14 protein-coding genes are annotated in these 19,184 nt (G+C 34.5%); 5 read left to right on the forward strand and 9 right to left on the reverse strand.

The window, feature by feature from the left end; translation table 11 throughout:
• Window positions 1-17 precede the first annotated feature (17 nt).
• The gene (locus IGJ02_RS13630) at window positions 18-713 is read right to left on the reverse strand and encodes a response regulator transcription factor (protein ID WP_430602386.1); all 696 of its coding nucleotides are present in this window, start codon (window positions 711-713) and stop codon (window positions 18-20) included.
• 376 nt (window positions 714-1,089) lie between these two features.
• Here IGJ02_RS13630 and IGJ02_RS13635 point away from each other — a divergent pair, with 376 nt between their 5' ends.
• Window positions 1,090-2,592: a helix-turn-helix domain-containing protein gene (locus tag IGJ02_RS13635; protein WP_430602388.1), complete on the forward strand. Its 1,503-nt coding sequence runs from the start codon at window positions 1,090-1,092 to the stop codon at window positions 2,590-2,592.
• 565 nt (window positions 2,593-3,157) lie between these two features.
• Here IGJ02_RS13635 and IGJ02_RS13640 read toward each other — a convergent pair.
• Together IGJ02_RS13640 and IGJ02_RS13645 are read right to left on the reverse strand one after the other, a co-directional pair.
• On the reverse strand, window positions 3,158-5,104 hold the full coding sequence (locus tag IGJ02_RS13640; protein ID WP_167584578.1) for a KUP/HAK/KT family potassium transporter: 1,947 nt from the start codon (window positions 5,102-5,104) through the stop codon (window positions 3,158-3,160).
• 826 nt (window positions 5,105-5,930) lie between these two features.
• Window positions 5,931-8,567 (reverse strand): cation-translocating P-type ATPase, encoded by a 2,637-nt coding sequence (locus tag IGJ02_RS13645; protein WP_430602390.1) that lies wholly within the window; start codon window positions 8,565-8,567, stop codon window positions 5,931-5,933.
• A gap of 706 nt (window positions 8,568-9,273) precedes the next feature.
• Between IGJ02_RS13645 and IGJ02_RS13650 the strand changes: the two genes are divergently transcribed.
• Window positions 9,274-9,528 carry a helix-turn-helix transcriptional regulator gene (locus tag IGJ02_RS13650; RefSeq protein WP_010762625.1) on the forward strand — a complete coding sequence of 85 codons (255 nt, stop codon included), beginning with the start codon at window positions 9,274-9,276 and terminating at the stop codon, window positions 9,526-9,528.
• Window positions 9,529-9,547: 19 nt separating this feature from the next.
• On the forward strand, window positions 9,548-9,886 hold the full coding sequence (locus IGJ02_RS13655) for a hypothetical protein (RefSeq protein WP_010762624.1): 339 nt from the start codon (window positions 9,548-9,550) through the stop codon (window positions 9,884-9,886).
• Between the two features lie 29 nt (window positions 9,887-9,915).
• Here IGJ02_RS13655 and IGJ02_RS13660 read toward each other — a convergent pair whose 3' ends face one another.
• The 5 genes from IGJ02_RS13660 to IGJ02_RS13680 form a co-directional block, all read right to left on the reverse strand.
• Window positions 9,916-10,086 (reverse strand): hypothetical protein, encoded by a 171-nt coding sequence (locus IGJ02_RS13660; protein WP_010762623.1) that lies wholly within the window; start codon window positions 10,084-10,086, stop codon window positions 9,916-9,918.
• An 81-nt stretch (window positions 10,087-10,167) separates the two neighbouring features.
• Window positions 10,168-13,062 carry a type 2 lanthipeptide synthetase LanM gene (gene lanM / locus IGJ02_RS13665; protein WP_430602391.1) on the reverse strand — a complete coding sequence of 965 codons (2,895 nt, stop codon included), beginning with the start codon at window positions 13,060-13,062 and terminating at the stop codon, window positions 10,168-10,170.
• Window positions 13,063-13,256: 194 nt separating this feature from the next.
• On the reverse strand, window positions 13,257-14,261 hold the full coding sequence (locus IGJ02_RS13670) for an alpha/beta hydrolase family protein (RefSeq protein WP_430602392.1): 1,005 nt from the start codon (window positions 14,259-14,261) through the stop codon (window positions 13,257-13,259).
• Window position 14,262: 1 nt separating this feature from the next.
• Window positions 14,263-14,874, reverse strand: coding sequence for a GNAT family N-acetyltransferase (locus tag IGJ02_RS13675; protein WP_430602394.1), 612 nt, complete (start codon window positions 14,872-14,874; stop codon window positions 14,263-14,265).
• A gap of 7 nt (window positions 14,875-14,881) precedes the next feature.
• Window positions 14,882-15,619 (reverse strand): MerR family transcriptional regulator, encoded by a 738-nt coding sequence (locus tag IGJ02_RS13680; RefSeq protein WP_430602395.1) that lies wholly within the window; start codon window positions 15,617-15,619, stop codon window positions 14,882-14,884.
• Between the two features lie 465 nt (window positions 15,620-16,084).
• Between IGJ02_RS13680 and spx the strand changes: the two genes are divergently transcribed.
• Window positions 16,085-16,483, forward strand: a complete 399-nt coding sequence (gene spx / locus IGJ02_RS13685) for a transcriptional regulator Spx (RefSeq protein ID WP_010762617.1) — start codon at window positions 16,085-16,087, stop codon at window positions 16,481-16,483.
• Between the two features lie 143 nt (window positions 16,484-16,626).
• Here spx and queA read toward each other — a convergent pair whose 3' ends face one another.
• Window positions 16,627-17,658, reverse strand: a complete 1,032-nt coding sequence (queA, locus tag IGJ02_RS13690; protein WP_430602397.1) for a tRNA preQ1(34) S-adenosylmethionine ribosyltransferase-isomerase QueA — start codon at window positions 17,656-17,658, stop codon at window positions 16,627-16,629.
• 160 nt (window positions 17,659-17,818) lie between these two features.
• Here queA and IGJ02_RS13695 point away from each other — a divergent pair, with 160 nt between their 5' ends.
• On the forward strand, window positions 17,819-18,709 hold the full coding sequence (locus tag IGJ02_RS13695; RefSeq protein WP_430602398.1) for a VOC family protein: 891 nt from the start codon (window positions 17,819-17,821) through the stop codon (window positions 18,707-18,709).
• Window positions 18,710-19,184: the final 475 nt, after the last annotated feature.

The raw sequence follows: 19,184 nt of genomic DNA on the forward strand, positions 1-19,184 counted from the left end.
GAACAATTAATACATATCTATACAAAAAAAGGACTATTTCTCTTCTGTTTATCATTTTCGATTTTCAGCATATATCCTTTGGAGCGTACAGTTTTTATCTCGATGTCTTTCCTTTTGTTTACCTTATTACGCAAATGAAATATTACGTTTGACACCAAAAAAATATTCTCTTTTGATTGATCTGCCCATAAGTTTTCCAAGAACTCTTCGTAACGAACGGTTGTATTCTTATGATCATATAAAATCTGTAAAACATTAAATTCTTTTCTTGTTAACAAAAGTTCTTCTCCGTTAATATACACAGTTTGATTCTCCTTGTTTAATAGCTTCATGGACGAAATTTCTTGTTTTTCTACTATTAAATTTTTCAGTCGAAAGAATGTATTTTTTATAACGATTGATAGATGAGGCAAGTTAGCTGTCGAGGTTACTACATCATTCGCTCCTAAACTCATCATAATGGTCTCTTCACTTTCCAATAAAACTTCTGAAAAAATCCAAACAAAGACATTTGGTATTGTTTGACAAGCAAGTAACCAGTCAATTATGTTTGGAAAATCTTGTTTTGTTTTCATTACAATTACCAATCCATCTAATTGTTGGATTTGTTCTTTTTTATCCACAATGGATACATGATAATTTTCAGGCTTCAGCAAACCCTCCAATGTCGCATCCAGATTATTTTCGTTATCTATTATCCCCAAGTTCAACATATCGTATATTATCCTCTCATCTTTGATTCTTTTTTAATTTGTACACTTTTTTCTTTAACAAACTTTTTTACATATATATAGAAAAGGTAATTCTTACGTATCTATTATTTTTTCATCTAACTTAGATTCCTATATACTATGATTTTCACAAAATTGTAAAATAACTATGTATAACATTTTCTCTTCTGTTCTAAAAGTTGAGTATATTTTTTTTATTTCTAGATAATTGTAATGTATACTTCTATTAAGAAATATTTACATCAATTCACTACAAAACTAGTATAAAATATTTTTTTTGTTTTTTTTTTCAAAAAAAGCATTTCCAACTGTCATTCCTGAATGATTTGTCGTTATAATCTATCTAGGAGGTATTTACATGCAAGAGTTATTTATGAAAAAAAATGAACAGCTCCGCTTTGAATTATTAAAATTACTTATTTATTCAAAAAAAGGCTTGCCGACAAACGAAGTATCTCAAAAGTTAAGCATTCCAAACCACTCTTTCTATATCTATCGCTCGCAATTAGAAGATGATTTAGCTTCCGCTTTTAAAGATAATTCTGTCATTTTAGAAAAAAAGGAGACAGATTATTTGATTACATCTACTCTAAATACTAGCTATATCATCGATACAATGAGGCTTTACTATATAAAAATTTCTCAAACGTTTTCTATACTAAATGCCTTATCCTACCGTTACTATGATAGTGCAGAAGAATTATCTCAAAACTTAAATTTGAGCCTCTCTCACACATATAAGATTTTAGGTCTTTTTAATAAACTATTAGAACCTTTCGATATATCTATAAATTTCTCATCTAAAAAGAAACAATCAAATATAATAGGAAACGAACAAAATAGACGCCTAGTTATGTTTTATGTTTATTGGAGTGTTTATAAGGGAATCGAATGGCCTTTTAATTTTTTGCCTACCTCTTTACAGTCACTTCCTGTGCCAATCAATTCACAGTTACTTTCTCCATCCCAAAAAGCTCGATTAAACTATTTTCAATCGATTACCTATTGGCATCTATCGTATAAATTGGAACTTATCTCTTTATCGAAAGACTTTTTACCTTATTTGAAAATTTTCCAACAAGTATCTCCCACATCGTTTGCGGACATTATTAAAGACTCCTTACGTAAACGCCATGTATCTGATGAACACATCTATGAAGAAGAACTATTTTTTGGCTTTTTAGCTCGTTTTTTTATTTCGAATATCGATTCTCCAACCAACAAAATTCTTATTACTACTATGCTTATCGAATCTTCTCTTCCAATTGCTACTTTTACGTCTAGGTTTTTAAACGACTTTCTAAAGAAATACAATGTTAGTCTGACTCAAGAAAGCTATTCAACTAGCTACTATTTAATAATTATTCATTTATTTTATGTAAAATTTTTTAACATAGATAGCCCATTTTCAGAAATCAGCGATGATATTCCCATCATGGCTGAAACATCAGATGGACTATTTCAAATTCATGAAGCTGAGCTGACAAAATTTATCCATAAAAATTGGAATAGTGAACTCTTTCCTTCTATATCCACTATTCCATCATTAGTTACATACTTGGCTAAGCTACTCTATTTAGTTTTGATCACTTCAAATAAACATCGCCCCTTGAATGTACTTATCCAACATTCAAAATCGATTTATGGGTATGATTTAATAAAAAATATACTTCTTATTTTTTTCAAGGATACGACCCTCAGAATCACTTTTGATATAAATGAAGCAGATATAATTATCTCGGATTCTTTTGAAAAAAATAGTGATAAACCTTTTTTTTATTTCGAGCATCCTGAAGATTCTGAGGCTTGGAAAAACCTGATATCTTTTATCAGTAAAGAACTTTATTTCCTTTTAACATGAATTTGTTCTATAGATATCTTGTATGCATAGTCGTACTTTGTTTCGCTCTCACTCATAGAATAGAAGCATTTTATTAATCTGTTTATTACAAATTACGGTCGTAACCGCCTCCTTCTTGGATACAGGTTGCGTTTTTAATTTGTAATAGTAAACTACAATATGATTAAGAGCGATACCTTATTAGTGGATCATAATTTCATGACAAGATAAAGCAGTTTCCGAGCTTTAAGATTGCCGCTAAGATCTTGAACAAGAGAATTTTCAGATAATTCCTTATAGTACCTATCTCAACTAAAGAATTCACTTTTTTGTGATTCCAAACCGTTGAATATCTCCAAGCTCACCAATAAGTATAGTCAAAGATATTTCCCCAACCCCTGGAATATCTTGGTAAAGATTCAACTCAGATAATGTTTTGTGTCAGTTAATAGATGGCTGAAATAAGTTGTCCAATCCAGTTTTTTATGATCGATTTTCCTTTTAATTCTTAATCTATAAATCAAAAAAACAGAGGAGAAACTCATCCTTCGATGAGTTTTCCCTCTGTTTTTAGTGATTTTCATTTTTAAGATAAAACTTTTCGTTCCCTTAATCGTGTCTTTCTTGTATCACCAATAATCAACGGAACTGATTCATATTTCACTTCACTATATTCCAAACCAAACCAGTTTTCTGGCGTGGTGGTTCTTTTTTTGATAGCCAATTTCAGTTGCATGATTTGACGATCCCATTTCTTCAATTCGGTTACTTTAGATAGCTCTTCACGAATAATAATAAATTGGAAATCACCGACTTCACGGCCTGGTGTCAATGAATACTTTTGCGGCTGTTTAGGTAAACGACCTTCTTTCATTAAATCATAAACGATTTGACGAATATAAACATTGACCTCTTGTGCTACATGGAAACCAAGATAAAGTTGAACTTGCACAATAAAATCTGTGCCCATCATATCTACAGAATACTCTTTCGTAAAAGGCTCATCTGTTACTTCAACGTTTACAAACCAGTAAACATTTGCTCTTTTTGGTTGCTTATCTAGAATCGAATAAATGATTTGACGGCCGATTTCATCTCCAATCGTATCTGGCGTCATGAAAACAACATTAGTTTGAGATTTTGGCACAGTCGTGTCATCTTTTAGCATCCGTAATTGTTCTACATATTGTTTAAGCGGAACGGTATCGGATGTTTTCTCTTTGATAATATTGCCCCATTCCCAAATTGTCATCACTGCTAGAATCAACAAAGCAATCCCGACGGCAACATAACCACCATGGAAGAATTTCGCAATACTTGAGACAAAGAAAATCGATTCGATACTACCGAAGAACAAGGTAACCAGATACGCAACCCATTTTGGTGCACCTTTTTGCAATAAATAAAACATCAATAAAATAGTTGTCATCAACATTGTCACAGTGATTGAAAGACCATAAGCTGCTTCCATATGCGTAGATGTTCTAAAGGTGATCACGATTAATGAACACACGATCCATAACATCATATTGACTGCTGGAATATACATTTGCCCAATATTAGCACCTGGGTAAATAATCTTCAATCTTGGTAATAATTTCAATTTAATTGCTTCTGAAACTAGTGTGAATGATCCTGAAATCAATGCTTGAGACGCAATAACTGCTGCAACTGTTGCAAAAACAACACCTATCAACATAATACTATTTGGCATCATTTGGAAAAACGGGTTTAGGTTTTCAATTGCTAAAATAGACGGGTCATTTTTTGCACTCAAAATCCAAGCCGCTTGTCCTAAATAATTGAGGATCAAACAAATTTTGATATACGGCCAACTAGCACGAATATTATGTTTACCAACGTGACCTAAATCAGAGTATAGCGCTTCTGCACCAGTAGTTGCTAAAAAGACATTCCCTAAAACAAAGATTCCTAATTTATTTTCAGGACTAAGTAACAGATGAATCGCATAATAAGGATTCAATGCACGAAGAACTGTCCAGTCTTGTCCAAAATTGATTAGCCCCATCACACCTAAAAATGTAAACCAAGCAAACATGATCGGTCCAAACGCTTTACCAACTGCATCAGTCCCAAAACGTTGAACAGAAAATAAGATAAGAATAATGACTAAGGTAATCATCACAATAATGTTTTGATCACTGCCAAACCGATCAAAGAAAACCGGGATTCCCCGTAACCCTTCAATCGCTGTTGTCACCGTTACTGCTGGCGTCAATACACCATCCGCCAGTAAAGCAGCTCCCCCAATCATAGCGGGAATGATCAAATACTTCCCTTTTTTACGAACAAGCGTATATAAAGAAAAAATTCCACCTTCACCATGGTTGTCTGCATTCAACGCAATTACAACATATTTGATTGTTGTTAAAATCGTCAATGTCCAAAAGATCAATGATACCGCACCAATAATGAAATTCTCTGAAACATTCTGAAGACCGCCATTATCTCCGACGATCGCTTTCATTACATAAAGCGGACTTGTTCCGATATCACCATAAACAACACCCATTGCTACTAAAAGACCAGCAGCGGTCAATTTCTGATGATGCGAAATTTTTGACTTCTCTACCACAAGATTCTCCTCCAATTTAAAAGCTAAAAGAGCTCGGTCAGCCTCGACTGGAAAATAGGAAATTATGACTGAGGCGCTTTTTGCCTCTTTCATGATTTATCTTTTTCCCTAGAGGCTAGCTCTTGAAGCTAGATAATACTAAAAGCTAAAAGAGCTCGTTCAGCCTCGACTGGAAAATAGGAAATCATGACTGAGGTGCTTTTTGCCTCTTTCATGATTTATCTTTTTCCCGAGAGGCTAGCTCTTGAAGCTAGATAATACTAAAAGCAAAGCGGACTCTTCCAGCTCTGACTGAAAATAGGAAAATCTGATTGTGGCGTTTTTTGTCACTGACAGATTTTATCTTTTTCCCGAAGTGCTAGCCCGCGTAGCTAGATAACAAGAGACCTAAGTGAAACGACACTTGGCCCTTACACTTAGGTCTCGCAATTTCATCCTTAGACCAGTGTTTGCACACTTGCTGTTGATCTAAAAACATAGATAAACTATGTTGCTACTCCCCTAAGATCTTTATCTGGAAGCCCAAATAAAAATATCGGTTACTATTTATAATTTAATTAAAAAATATCAGTTAAAAAATCAAAATAACTGATTTTGATAACAACTATAATACTCCTTTAACATTTTAGCAAGCCTTTTATGTAAATAATTTCAATAGTATTTTCAATGTGTCCTTTCACATAATTAAATTTTTATAAAAAGAACGCCTGAAGTACGGATATTCAGTAAAAAATCCGCACTTCAAGCGTTGAATTTATTTTTTTTATTCAGTATCTTCTTCTGGTGAGTAATGGAATTTGATCATTTCATTTACAAAAATTGGGATGATCGATAAGCCCATTACAAGTAACCAATGATTGATTCCAATTGGAACTAATCCAAACAGCTCTTGCGTGAATGGTAATAACGCAATGACTGTCGTGATGATAACAGCCAATACGGCCATTTCAAAGAGTGATTTGTTTGTCGATAATTTTACTCTAAAAATTGATTCTGTACTTCTCACATTAAAAACATGCAAAATAGATGAATAAGCTAAAATCAAGAATGCGACAGTTTGACCAATTTCATGACTTGCTTCGAAAAAGTATGAAACTGAATCAACATTTGCACCTAAGTAAAATCCAAACAAAGTAATTACAGTAAAAACAAACGCATTGATTCCAATTTTTTGCCACAAACCGCGCGCAAAGATTCCTTCATCTCTTGGAATTGGTGCTTCATCCATGATTCCTTTTTCAGCAGGTTCTTTCCCTAACGCAAACCCTGGGAGACCATCTGCCACAACGTTCACAAATAATAATTGGACAGCCGTAAATGGTGCCCCCCAGCCTAAAAGCATGGCAATCAACACAATGAATATCTCTGAGATATTACAGCTTAGTAAAAAGTTTACTGCTTTACGGATATTTCGATAAACTGCCCGACCTTGTGCGACTGCATCAACGATCGTCGCAAAATTATCATCCGTCAAAATCATATCAGCCGCTCCTTGTGCGACATCCGTTCCAGTAATTCCCATGGCACAACCAACATCACTAGCTTTTAAAGCGGGCGCATCGTTGACTCCATCACCGGTCATGGCCACAACAGCACCTGTCCTTTGCCATGATTTGACTATACGAATCTTATCTTCCGGTGTTACCCGAGCATAAACAGAGAGTGATTTCACTCGTGAATCTAATTCTTCATCTGACATTTTTTGTAACTCTGAGCCAGTCAAAGCTTCACTTTTGTCTGTTAATATACCTAATTCTTTCGCAATTGCTCCAGCTGTTACAACGTGATCCCCTGTGATCATCACTGTCTTGATCCCAGCTTTTTTAGCTCGGGCAATAGCACCTTTACTTTCTGGTCTTGGTGGATCGATCATGCCAATCAATCCTAATAGCCTTAAATTCTTCTCTAATGCCTCTGAAGTAATTTCCGTAGGTTCTTCATCATAGATCGCATAACCAACTGCAATCACGCGCAAAGCACGTTTTCCAAAGCGGTCATTTACTACCGCGGCTTGTTCTACATCGCCAAAACGGAAGCGAGTCAACAAAACATCGAAAGCACCTTTTGTTACAGAGATATATTTTTTCCCCATTTTATGCACAGTGGTCATCATTTTACGCTCTGAATCGAATGGAATTTCACCGATTCTCGGGTATTTTTCTTCTAATTCAGCTTTAGTATGGTAATTCTCTTCAACGGCACGTACAATTGCAGCTTCTGTTGGGTTTCCTTGAATAACTAAGTCATCCCCATCTTTATCCACAATAACATCTGTACAAAGAGAGGCCATTTTTAAAACTTCCATAGCCTCATCTGTCATCGCATCTTCTGTATCCGTTACTTCATCTCCACGTGACCAAACACGTCTGACACGCATTTTATTTTGAGTCAACGTTCCAGTTTTGTCGGAACAAATAACATTGGCAGTTCCCAAAGTCTCCACAGCTGGCAAGCGACGAATGATCGCGTGTTTTTTAGCCATTTTCTGAACACCATAAGCCAGTGTTAATGTAACGATCACCATTAATGTTTCAGGCACTGCTGCAACGGCCAATGATACTGCTGTCATAAACATTTCCAACATTGGCTCACCTTGTAGTTCCCCAATAATAAATACTAAGGCTGCCGCACCTAAAGCAATTAAGCTAATACGCTTACCTAATTGATTCAAACGTTTTTGTAAAGGTGTTTGTTGTGTCACATCGTCATTCAATAATCCAGCGATTTTTCCCATTTCAGTTTGCATGCCAGTCGCTGTGACAATTGCTCTACCACGACCATTTGATACAGTACAACCTTTAAATACCATGTTGATTTGATCACCGATCGACGAATCATCTTCTCCTATGTATTCCGAATCTTTTTCAACAGGTTCACTTTCTCCAGTAAGGGCAGATTCTTCAACTCTAAGTTGTGATGCTTGTATCAAACGTGCATCTGCTGTAATCATTGAGCCTGATTCCAACACAAGTATATCCCCAACAACAACATTTTCTGCATCGATGGTCTCGACTTTGCCATCACGTAACACTGAACTGCTTTGTTTGTTCATATCCTGTAATGCAGCTAACGATTTTTCAGCATTTCCTTCTTGAACGATTGCCAGTACTGCGTTGATTACCACAATTGCGATAATCAAGATTCCTTCAAAATAATCCCCGTGATCTGTAGCAATTGCTGTGTAGAACGAAATAGCTGCTGCAACTAATAAAATAATTGTTGTAAAATCAGATAGACTATGAAGAAATTTTTTTACTATAGAATCTTTTTTCGCTTCTTGGAACGCATTAGCACCATGTTCAGCGAGTCGTTTCTTTACCTCTTGTTCTGTTAATCCTTGCTCTTTATTTGTGTTCACTTCTTTGATAATTGTTTCGATAGGTTTTTTGTATGCTTCCATCCTATCCCCCCATTCTTATTTTTTCCTTCTATTAATATAGTATCTATATTCACTATACCATGTTTTTTTTTCAAACTTCAATAAATATGGCTAATTTTTCATTTTTTCTTAGTACTTTTTTCAACCCTGTAAACTAGTTACCCCATAAAATTTAGTTACTGATTAAAAGTCACCCGACTTGAAAACGCTTACTTTATATGGTATTATAATTTTAGAAGGAAGGAGGAAATATCAGTTGTATTGAAGAATTTCTCGAAGCAAGAATGAGTAAACACAAAATTGTTAGCAGAACACGATTCACCTTTCATCAATAAATATATGTAAAGTATAAAAATCATAAAAGCATCTTTACAAATAGTGAATATGTGTAAAAAGTTGGACAATCGATCCAAATACAACAAAAAAACACGTATAAAGATAGTTTGATTGAAAAAAATAAAAAAAAGAAATGTAGAAAATGTAATGAAGACAACATTTGGTTTATGAACAAGAAATTCAACTAATTACTTTGCATGTATAACGAAAAGTAACAAAAAATCATTCGATACACTGATTCCTTCCGGAAACAAGAGCCAAGCTAGTCGAGAAGCTTGGCTTTTTTCTTTATATTTTATCTGCATGATATTTGTAAGTGAAAGTAAGATATGGTATATTGACTATGCGCTTTTTATTTACTACATAAATTAGACTATTGGAGGGATTTGCATTGCCAAAAAAGAAGAACTCATCTTTCGAGAGTTCCATTCACGTCTACAGAGCCATGAAACGCATGACCCAACAGGAACTTGCTGACAAAGTGGGAGTATCTAGACAAACAATTATTCAGTTAGAAAGAAATAGATACAATCCTTCCCTTTTACTGGCTCACGACATAGCAGACGTTTTCGAAGTGCCGATTGAACAAATCTTCACTTTCAAGAAACTAACAGAAGACGAGCAAACAAACGAAGAAACCGACTAACGGAAGGAAAGGATAAATTATGACTGAATCACTTAAATCTTTTTTTGATAACTTGCCTAGAAATCATTGGTCTAGTATAGTAATCGCTGTACTATCAGTTATTTTCATTGTGTATTCAATTTATTTTTACTTTAGCAAAGAAGGTAAAGATGAACGTGGAAAGAAAATTATTTCAACAGCAAGTTTCATCTCTTTTATTATTACAGTAGTATTAATATCTATTTTGAATAACAATGCAGTAGTTTTTGAGATTATTTCAAAGAATGAATTATCTTTTAACTGGATACTAAATTTCTTTGTATTGCTTATTTCTGGCGTTGAAGCAATTGGTATATTAATACTGAGAAGAATAAAATAAAAAAAGACCTCCGTAAAGAGGTCTTTTTTTTAGAAACAAATTAATTTAGTCCAACCACCAAGTGAGTTAGGAGTAGTTTCTTCAAGACGATTAAACATTTCTTCAGTCTCTTCATTTCTTTCGAAAGAAGCACCTACAAATTTGTCTAATTTTTTTGCATCTGTTTTTGTTTCCATTTTTTCAATCGATAATTTTCTCATGATAATATTTCTCCCCCTTGCGTTAATACTTAGATTATAATCCGTTCCTCGAGATAAGTAAAGTTCTTTTTTCAGATTGTGTCACTTAATAAATAACAAGGATTGAACAATGCACGGTTCGTATGCCCTCAATACTTGATAACCAACTCCAGCTAAGCCACAAAAAAGGCCAACAGGAACACTTGCTGGATCAGACTTCAGTTTAATAACATCGCGTATTAATAAATTAATATCATTTAAATAATCATCTTTATTCCCATAAATCCCATGACAAAGACAAGCATCTTCTGTATATTGCTCTTCTATTTTTTTAGACAGCTCATCAGCAAAAGTAAGCTGTAACAATTGACAAACTTCTTTGATTCCAGTTCTCCCTTTACACCAAGAATCATTTATTTTTTCATTCTTTTTAAGATTGCTTTCAAATTTTGCTTGATACCACTCAAGTTTTTCTTGGATTTCCACTTCTTTAAGAATTTGGTCTGCTTTACTTAGGCCATAGCATACGCCAGCATAGCCATGAGCAAAACTATTATCAGTCATTTCTTGACAGGTCACTGCTTGTGCATAGTGTAAAAGCCCAGCATAAGCTTCCTTGCTAGGGTATGTTTGATAGATAGCTGCTAAAACTGCGAGTAAACTTGCTTTACCATAAATCCATTCATTCGTTTGGTTCTCTGCTGCTATTTGAAATGTTCTTAATGTTTTCAAGCTTTTTTCCATATAGGAATGATGTTTAGGATCATCAAGTAATCTAGTTACATAAAAAGCAACTGTCAGCCGCATCCCTTCATCAAAAAATCCACTTTCATAGGTATTATTCCCATCCTCAGTTAGAAAAATTTCTTTCTCTAAAATAGTGATCACGTCTTGGTAACTATCTTTAGGCACAAAATGATTCAAATAAACAAAAAAGAGATAAACACCTGCCACGCCTTCATAAAGATCCATACCTGGATAAGCAATCTCAACCTCGCCATCTGATGCAGGAACAATAGAGAGCCAATCAACTTCACTATTTTCTTTATCTACTACAATCTGATCAATGATTTTATCACCAATATCAGCAGCTTTTTGTAATAGAGGTTCTTCAATGGAACTATTTTTCATTGAAATCGTTATTTCTTGCGGACTATACGCTAAAGTCCCTAAGCTTTCTTTTAATAAAAGATAAGAAAAATGGCTGGTTTTATCTGTTATTTGCTCCATATGATCCACCGTATCTTGCAATGGCGTTTTCTCTAACAAGTCACTCAGTTCATGACCATTAGTATAGGCATTGGTTAAAGAGGTATTTGCTGTAACCAACGGTACATCGTGATCTAACATCGCTTGCACTTCAAAAGGGATCAGCACCTCTGGAATGATTGGACTGGCCCACAAATTTTCAATAATCTTTTCTCGTTCAATGTAATTAGACATACAATCTGTATGCAAGGTAAAATTCAACAAATTCCCGTAGTCTTGCGTATCCCTGTATATCAATCGAATTGTTGTGTCTGAAAATAGTACTTTGACTTTCTCAATAAATTCAGACTTATTTTCTAATAATAGCTGATTCATTTCTTTAAATGCTCTCTGGATCACATCGCGATAAACTAGATAGTCAACTTCTTTTCCATCTAAACGTGGAATATTTTGGGCGCCATCCATATACGCTTCTTCTAGCTGAAACGCAATATCGCTGGAGCGATCATTCCTTAACCTTCTAACCTTTTTAGGTAATTTTTGCTTGGTACCAGACAATGCATCCATCTCAAGATCTCGTTTCCATTGTTTTTTTTGTGGCAACAAGCCTGCAACGATTACAGAGTGTTTTTCTATTCGAGTTTGTCTAGATAATTTGTTGGTCAATTTAAACATTTCAGGTCGAATCAATGTTTCTACATCGATCAACACAGGATATTGAGCATTGGCAATCAAGTTCTCCATGTGCAGATCCGTCGCCCCTAACCAATAGACGATTGCTAACAGCTGACCATAATTTTGATAAAAATCAATGACCTCGCTTTCCACTTTACATTCCTGATAAGGAACTTTTTCCTCAATCGTGAAGGTAGATTGAACGAATCTTTTGATTTTATAAAAAGATAATGTTGGGTTTAACGCTTCGATATAGGTCAATAAATCATTAAAACGCTCCCCTATCTCTAGGTTCTTAAATTTAAAAATCAAGGGCTTTTCATCTATCTGAAATTGTATCACTGTTTTACCGCGATCATGGCTATCTCCTTGTCCAAGTACGATTTCTGTAAGCTCCATTGGTATTGAGACAGAAAATTTTTTTACCAATTGTTCAGTAGAATTGTTCAAGTCAGCAAAAAACTCTTCGATCATTTCACAAGCAAATGCCAATCTAACAGCAAGCAACCTAGCAAGTGTGGGATATTCTGCATAAAAAAGATAGGTCCTTTGTTTATCACCAAGAAATTCCTTGATATAGTTAGTGAACTCTTCTTCTTTCGATTCCGCCTGCAATTGATATTCTTCAATCATCTGATGAACATCCCAAACTAATGTCTTTTGGGCAATAAAAAAGAAATCATCTGACAGTTGGTCAATTAGCTCTGAAATTACTTTTTCAGATACCTGAATCAAAGGAAACTTTTGTAAAAGTTGTTGGATATGTTTCTCGTAAAAAGCCAAGTGAAAACGCAATGCAGCGGTTAAAGTCATTTCTTTTATTGGTATTTCGTCTATAAATAACTGTCTGTGTAACTCAAACCACTCGCTTTTTTCCACCTTTGGTAATAATAACTGCGCTCTCTCTTCTGTAAAAGGCAACAATCCTCTACTAAAGATTTTCTTGTCTAAATGATATTGATGAAGCATTTTATCGTAATCAGTACTATTTAATAAGCTTTTACGTGATTGCCATTGCTTTAAATAATCGTTTGCTTCTACATTTAAATCCTTCCAACACTGAATTCTTTCTAATATTGTTGTAGCATAGCTATATGTCAACTCTTCAATCATTGTTTCCTCTCCTTTAGAATCCTCTGTCTTCTTTATAATAATAATAAAAAAGTAGGAAAAATACTATCCTATTTTTATTTTGACTATATTCTTAAAAAAATGAGGCCGAGACAAAAGCTTATTTCCGAAGGAGTTGCTTTTTTCTCGCCGTTTATTCGGATTTAGAGCGCGAAACAAAACTGTTCTTTAGCTTCTCAATCTCCCCCAACAGATAAATAACACTGCCGTAAAAAATCTTTATTAATCAAAAAATCTTTAGGTGCCAATAGATAAGCTACAGCAGTAAAAAACTCAGACTGCGCAATATTTGAATAAATCATACTGTGAGCAGTATTTTTTATCTTAAAAACCGTCAGTAATTCGTTCGGGATTATTTTTGAATACGTTTTTTCAGTCTCTTCAGTATCAACATTTTGATCATGATCCCCAAGGAATAAATCGACAGGAATATCACTATTTTCCAAATCTAGGCGAACATCTGAGTCTAAGTTTTTTTTTACAAATTCCCAGCGATCTTTTGACATTGGCTGTTGCTCTAGTGTTTTTGCTAAATATTCCTTATAAGAAATATCCTTTTTCAACAAGTCGATACTCTTTGCTTCTCTATCCAGTGCTTCGTTGATTTGTTCTGGCTTTTGACCTTTCTGTTTTAATTTTTGTATCGTATAATAAGTATTTTGACTCAACCAATTAACTGCTGGGGAAACCAACATCACTTTAGAAATAGGTACTTTCTTTTGACTTGCCACTTTTGGCACGACCCACCCACCTTGACTTACTCCCCACAACATAATTTTTTCTGTATTTAGTTTGGGCTGCTTCAGTGCCCATTGAATGACTTCTGTTACTTCATCTGCTCGATCTTGCATAGATTGATTGAGCCAATTCCCAGTAGAACCAGCAACCCCAGGTTTCGCCCAAGAGATTGTTGTGAAACCTGCTTTAGCAAATTGCTCCATCATTGGTCTATACCCACCCTCGTTAGTCGCATCCACTGGCGCATCTCCGTGAACGAGTACAACAATTCCTTTAGATCGAGTCCCTACTGGTTTTGTCAATACAGCAGATAATTTACCTTTAGAGGTTGGAATCCACTGACTCATTTCCTCCATCTCATAGCTGTGTTCATACCAAATAAAAGCACCAAAAATAATACTCAAACTTAGCAAAAAAAGCATGCTCTTTTTCATCAAGTTCATATTACCTACTCCATTCCATAAAAAGCCAATTAGGTTCATTTGCTAAAAATCTTAAAATAAGGACTCTCTGTTTTTTAACAATTGAAAAGCCACACTTTAAATACAATCCCACTGCCTGTTGATTGTTAGCAGAAACGATTAAAGACAATTTACCACCCGTTTTTACTTCGGCTTGCGCCGCTAAAATCAGAACTTTAGCAATTCCTTGTCTTTGATATCTTTCATGAACAGCAACATTTTCAATGTACTGTTCTCTACCTTGCGGAGAGTATTCAAGAGCACTCAACATCAGCAGATATTTAAAAATAGGCAAAAAACCATACTTTTTGGACAATTCAAACGGGTAGTTCTTTTTTCTTGAGTCCATTGTTTTTTCTGAAATTGTTAGAACACCAATAATTTCATCTTGATCTTTTACAATATAATCAACTGGCGACTTTTTCTGAGAAGCATAATGTTGTTCAAGATAAAGTAAAATATCAACCTTTTCCTTCAATGTCAAACGGTTGCTTGCAAACTTAGCGGAAAAAGAAGTCAAAAGCAAACAGAAGACCCCTCTTTTTTCGCGCTCACTTAATTGATCACGATCAGCTATAGCTATTTTTCTTTTCAAACAGACCTCATCCTTCCAGAGAAATAAAATACTGTAGCTCGTATAAGACTTTATTGTTCATTAAGATTGAAGAATATGCAGCTTCTTTAACAATGATTTCAGCTGTTTTAAAAAAAGGTTGCTCTATTTCTTGGCTAAACTTTTCTATTGCAGCTAACAATTCATGTTCTTCTTTTATCCAAACTCTTTTTACGAAATAATCACCTGCCGGTAAGTGTTTTTCCGTTGAGGACTCCTCTTTGACATACACCTCTACTTGCTGATCATTAAACAGATAATAGAACGATTCCAAACATAGTTCATGATTTTTTTGACTTTTCTTTATAGCTTTAAAAAAGTCTCTGACATTTAAAGAATCCATCAGCGAATAAGAATAGACTTTACTTAATTTTCTTTCAGGAAACTGGATGTATGTTTCTTCTTTTTGTTCAATTTCTGGTAATAAGTTTTCAATTTTATTTTTTGCAGAAACTAGTTGTTGAATTTTTTCTTCTGTCGCTTCTAGTGTTTCTTTCAGCGTTCTTTCAGCCCAAACATTATCCTTATTATTCATAAATTGATCAATTTGAGCTGTCGATACGCCTAAGTTTCTCAACAAAAGAATATTTGCAAGCTGATAAACTTGATCCATTCCATATTTATGATATCCATTGTCGTCTATAAATGCTGGTGAAAATAAACCTTTCTCCTCGTTATAACGAATTTGATGTTTGGAAATAGCCATTAGTTCAGCTAATTGTCCCATAGTTAAATACGATTCTATTTTACTCTCCTCCTAAAGTGCATATTTTCTGACCCCAAAAAAAGACCGACCACCTTTTACGTTATTTCTATTTTACTCTTCCGCTAGCATAAACTATAGGGTCACCCTACAGTCAACTGTTTATTCTAGAAAAATAAACAATATCTGTAATAGGTTTCAAAATAAATACTCTCTTCTGCTAAAAACTTGTAAACGCTTCTACTTATTCGAGAAAAAATGAACGTAGCACAAAAAACGTTACATAACAGATCGAATTTCCAAGCATCGTACCTAACATTACAGTTTATCTGAAATAAATAACAAACGTTTGTGAATATACAGTTATTTGTATCTTTTGTTAGCAATAAACAGCTATTTTGTAAGCATTTATTTTGTGAATTTATTACTTTTCGTATATTATAGTCATTAAGAGGTATGTACCAATATTTTCGAAAGGATCTGAAAAACATGTTAAAATTATACACGACAAATAGCTGTACATCATGTAGAAAAGCACGGAGATGGCTGATCGATCATGATATTCCATTTGAAGAAAAGAATTTTGGCACTACTCCTATTACATTAGATGAACTTAAAAATATATTAATTCTTACTGAAGAAGGCACTGAGGATATTATTTCAATTCGTTCTAAAGTCTTCCAAAAATTAGATACAGATATTAACGAACTACCGTTGCATGTATTATTGGAGTTGGTCAAAGATAATCCAGGATTACTACGCCGACCAATTATGATTGATGAAAAAAGATTACAGATTGGTTTTAATGAAGATGAAATTCGTTGCTTCTTACCAAGATCAGTCCGTAAAAGAGAATTATCCCAAACATTACTTTTAAGTGGCTTATAACTGTTACTACCTCGAATCTAAAAAAGTAAAAACTCATTTTGTCTTTAACTAGGCCTTAGAAGATAGATATACTCTGCAAAGCACGCAGCGTTGTTCTTTCTTATCTGGCTCAGTTAGAAACTAAATGAGTTTTTTCTTATCTTTTATTTTACAAACATCGCATCGCCAAAGCTAAAGAAGCGATAGCGTTCATCAATTGCATGTTGATAGGCCGAAAGTGTCAAATCTCTACCAGCAAATGCACTGACTAGCATTACTAATGTCGATTTAGGTAAATGGAAATTAGTAGAAAAAGCTTGTACAACTTTAAACTCATAACCCGGTGTAATAAAAATGTCCGTCCATCCGCTATCTGCTTTGATTTGTCCGTCAAATTTTGTTCCAATTGTTTCTAGCGTACGAATCGAGGTTGTTCCTACTGCAACGATTTTACCGCCATTTTCCCGAACGTCATTTAGTTGTGCTGCGGCTTCCTCAGTTAAACGATAAAATTCGCTATGCATTTCATGTTCTGCAATATTGTCCACACTGACAGGTCTAAATGTTCCTAAACCAACGTGTAAGGTCAAATAAACGAGCTTCACGCCTTTTGACTGGATTTTAGTAAGTAGTTCCTGCGTAAAGTGTAAACCTGCTGTAGGAGCCGCTGCAGAGCCATTTTCTTTAGCATAGACTGTTTGGTATCGTTCAGGATCTTCTAACCGCTCTTTGATGTATGGAGGTAATGGCATTTCACCAAGTGATTCTAAGATTTCTAAGAAAATCCCTTCGTATTTGAACGTTACAATCCGGCCGCCATGTTCCAATTCTTCAACAACTGTTGCGGTTAAGCGGCCATCACCAAAACTGATTTTCGTTCCGATTTTCGCACGTTTAGCTGGTTTGATTAAGGTTTCCCAAGTATCCCCTTCTGTATTTGTTAAAAGAAGGACTTCTAAGTGTCCACCTGTCTCAGGTTTTTCTCCATATAGTCGTGCTGGCAATACTCGCGTATCGTTCATAACCAACGCATCACCAGAATTCAATTCATCAACGATTTCATGAAAGTGTTTATCTTCTATTTCTTTTGTCTCGCGATTTAATACTAAAAGCTTTGAACTCGTTCGATCTTTCAACGGCGTTTGAGCAATTAGTTCTTCTGGTAAATCAAAATCAAAATCTTCTGTACTAAGCATATTTGTCACTCTTTCTACTTGATTTGTCTTGGCTATTCTACCATCTTTTACACTATCTGGCTATGAAGAAAATCCGCTATTAAAATTCAAAATACTTGCAACTGTTATTTAAAAAGCATAAACTTACTTTTAGTAAGTTACTTTCAAAGGAGGTCATTTAATGTTTGCACCCATTCATCATGTTTCATTATTGACAAGATTTGCTGAAGATAATCAATTTTTTTATACTGAAATTCTCGGATTGCGTCTCGTAAAAAAAACAGTCAATCAAGATAATCATAAGATGCTTCATTACTATTATGGAGATTATGCTGGGACTCCTGGTTCTGTTATTACATTTTTTGTGGTTCCATCACTCGCTCATCGCTATGATAACCGTCATTTTTTAAGTACGATCGGATTAAAGATTCCTAAAGGCAGCCTGCTTTTTTGGGAACAACGTTTAAGCGACTTACACATCTCATTCACGAAAGAACAAAATACACTTCATTTTAAAGATAAAGACCATGTGAATATTCGTTTAGTCGAAGTAGAACAAGCTTCTTTAAAAAAAGAACGACAAGTGGATAATTCTATTCCTTTGACCAAACAGATTTTAGGTCTTTTGTCGACTGAATTCCACGTTGCCGAACCTGAAAAAACTGCTCATTTTTTCTCTCAATTATTGGGTTGGGAAACTAGCAATAACCGGATTCAGCTAAATGGAACTGACTTTATTCAATTTGTCTCAACAGCAACAACTGAAAAAACACGAATGGGTCGAGGAAGCATGGATCACGTTGCGTTTTCCGTTAAAGATGAAAATGAACTGGAGAATTTATACGAGAGAGCTAAAAATCAAGGGTGGACTATTGAAAAAATAGTTCATCGTGGGTACTTTAAAAGTTTGTACATCAGAGAACCTAGTGGTAATCGCGTTGAATTTGCTACTTTAACGCCAGGATTTACCATTGATGAACCGTTAAATATGTTGGGAGAAAGTCTTGCCTTACCAGCATTTCTAGAAAGAGGTCGCGTCGAAATAGAAACCAATATTTATAAAGAAAAATAACCTTAGTGGTCTGTATATTTATTTATCATACAAGGAATTACAAAAAACTGGCCTGCAGCTATTTTAAGAATAACTGCTCATATCGTCTATGTACTTAGTCTTTTTAATAAAAGATATAAACAGGGGCTTAAAAATAAACTGATTTACCTAGAATAAATCAACGTTATTTTTATTAAGTACCCTCTGTTTATATCCCTGAAATATCAAAAACTACTTTTGACTAACTAGAACATTACCCATTTAACGATTCTATCAGTCTTTTTTGTCTTTGATTATTCCAAAATCACAAAGATAATATTTACCGAAAAGCTTTAGACTGTCGGCTTCAATCACTAGCTGTCCGTACTATATTTCTTTGCTCTTTCTAGACAGAAACAAACAAAAAAAATGATGTTGGTTAACTACACCAACACCATTGCATGTTCAACAAATAGACATCCTATGTTCCAGCTTAACTTCTGGTAAAGAAAGTTCT

Source organism: Enterococcus sp. DIV0724b, from assembly GCF_050531475.1.
GTDB classification, from domain to species: Bacteria; Bacillota; Bacilli; order Lactobacillales; family Enterococcaceae; genus Enterococcus_L; species Enterococcus_L haemoperoxidus.

What these genes read in the sequence shown, in the direction of transcription:
- IGJ02_RS13630 (WP_430602386.1), bottom strand. Translation starts at nt 713, where the DNA reads ATGTTGAACTTGGGGATAATAGATAACGAAAATAATCTGGATGCGACA.
- IGJ02_RS13635 (WP_430602388.1), top strand. Translation starts at nt 1,090, where the DNA reads ATGCAAGAGTTATTTATGAAAAAAAATGAACAGCTCCGCTTTGAATTA.
- IGJ02_RS13640 (WP_167584578.1), bottom strand. Translation starts at nt 5,104, where the DNA reads ATGGGTGTTGTTTATGGTGATATCGGAACAAGTCCGCTTTATGTAATG.
- IGJ02_RS13645 (WP_430602390.1), bottom strand. Translation starts at nt 8,567, where the DNA reads ATGGAAGCATACAAAAAACCTATCGAAACAATTATCAAAGAAGTGAAC.
- IGJ02_RS13655 (WP_010762624.1), top strand. Translation starts at nt 9,548, where the DNA reads ATGACTGAATCACTTAAATCTTTTTTTGATAACTTGCCTAGAAATCAT.
- IGJ02_RS13660 (WP_010762623.1), bottom strand. Translation starts at nt 10,086, where the DNA reads ATGAGAAAATTATCGATTGAAAAAATGGAAACAAAAACAGATGCAAAA.
- lanM (WP_430602391.1), bottom strand. Translation starts at nt 13,062, where the DNA reads ATGATTGAAGAGTTGACATATAGCTATGCTACAACAATATTAGAAAGA.
- IGJ02_RS13670 (WP_430602392.1), bottom strand. Translation starts at nt 14,261, where the DNA reads ATGAACTTGATGAAAAAGAGCATGCTTTTTTTGCTAAGTTTGAGTATT.
- IGJ02_RS13680 (WP_430602395.1), bottom strand. Translation starts at nt 15,619, where the DNA reads ATGGGACAATTAGCTGAACTAATGGCTATTTCCAAACATCAAATTCGT.
- spx (WP_010762617.1), top strand. Translation starts at nt 16,085, where the DNA reads ATGTTAAAATTATACACGACAAATAGCTGTACATCATGTAGAAAAGCA.
- queA (WP_430602397.1), bottom strand. Translation starts at nt 17,658, where the DNA reads ATGCTTAGTACAGAAGATTTTGATTTTGATTTACCAGAAGAACTAATT.
- IGJ02_RS13695 (WP_430602398.1), top strand. Translation starts at nt 17,819, where the DNA reads ATGTTTGCACCCATTCATCATGTTTCATTATTGACAAGATTTGCTGAA.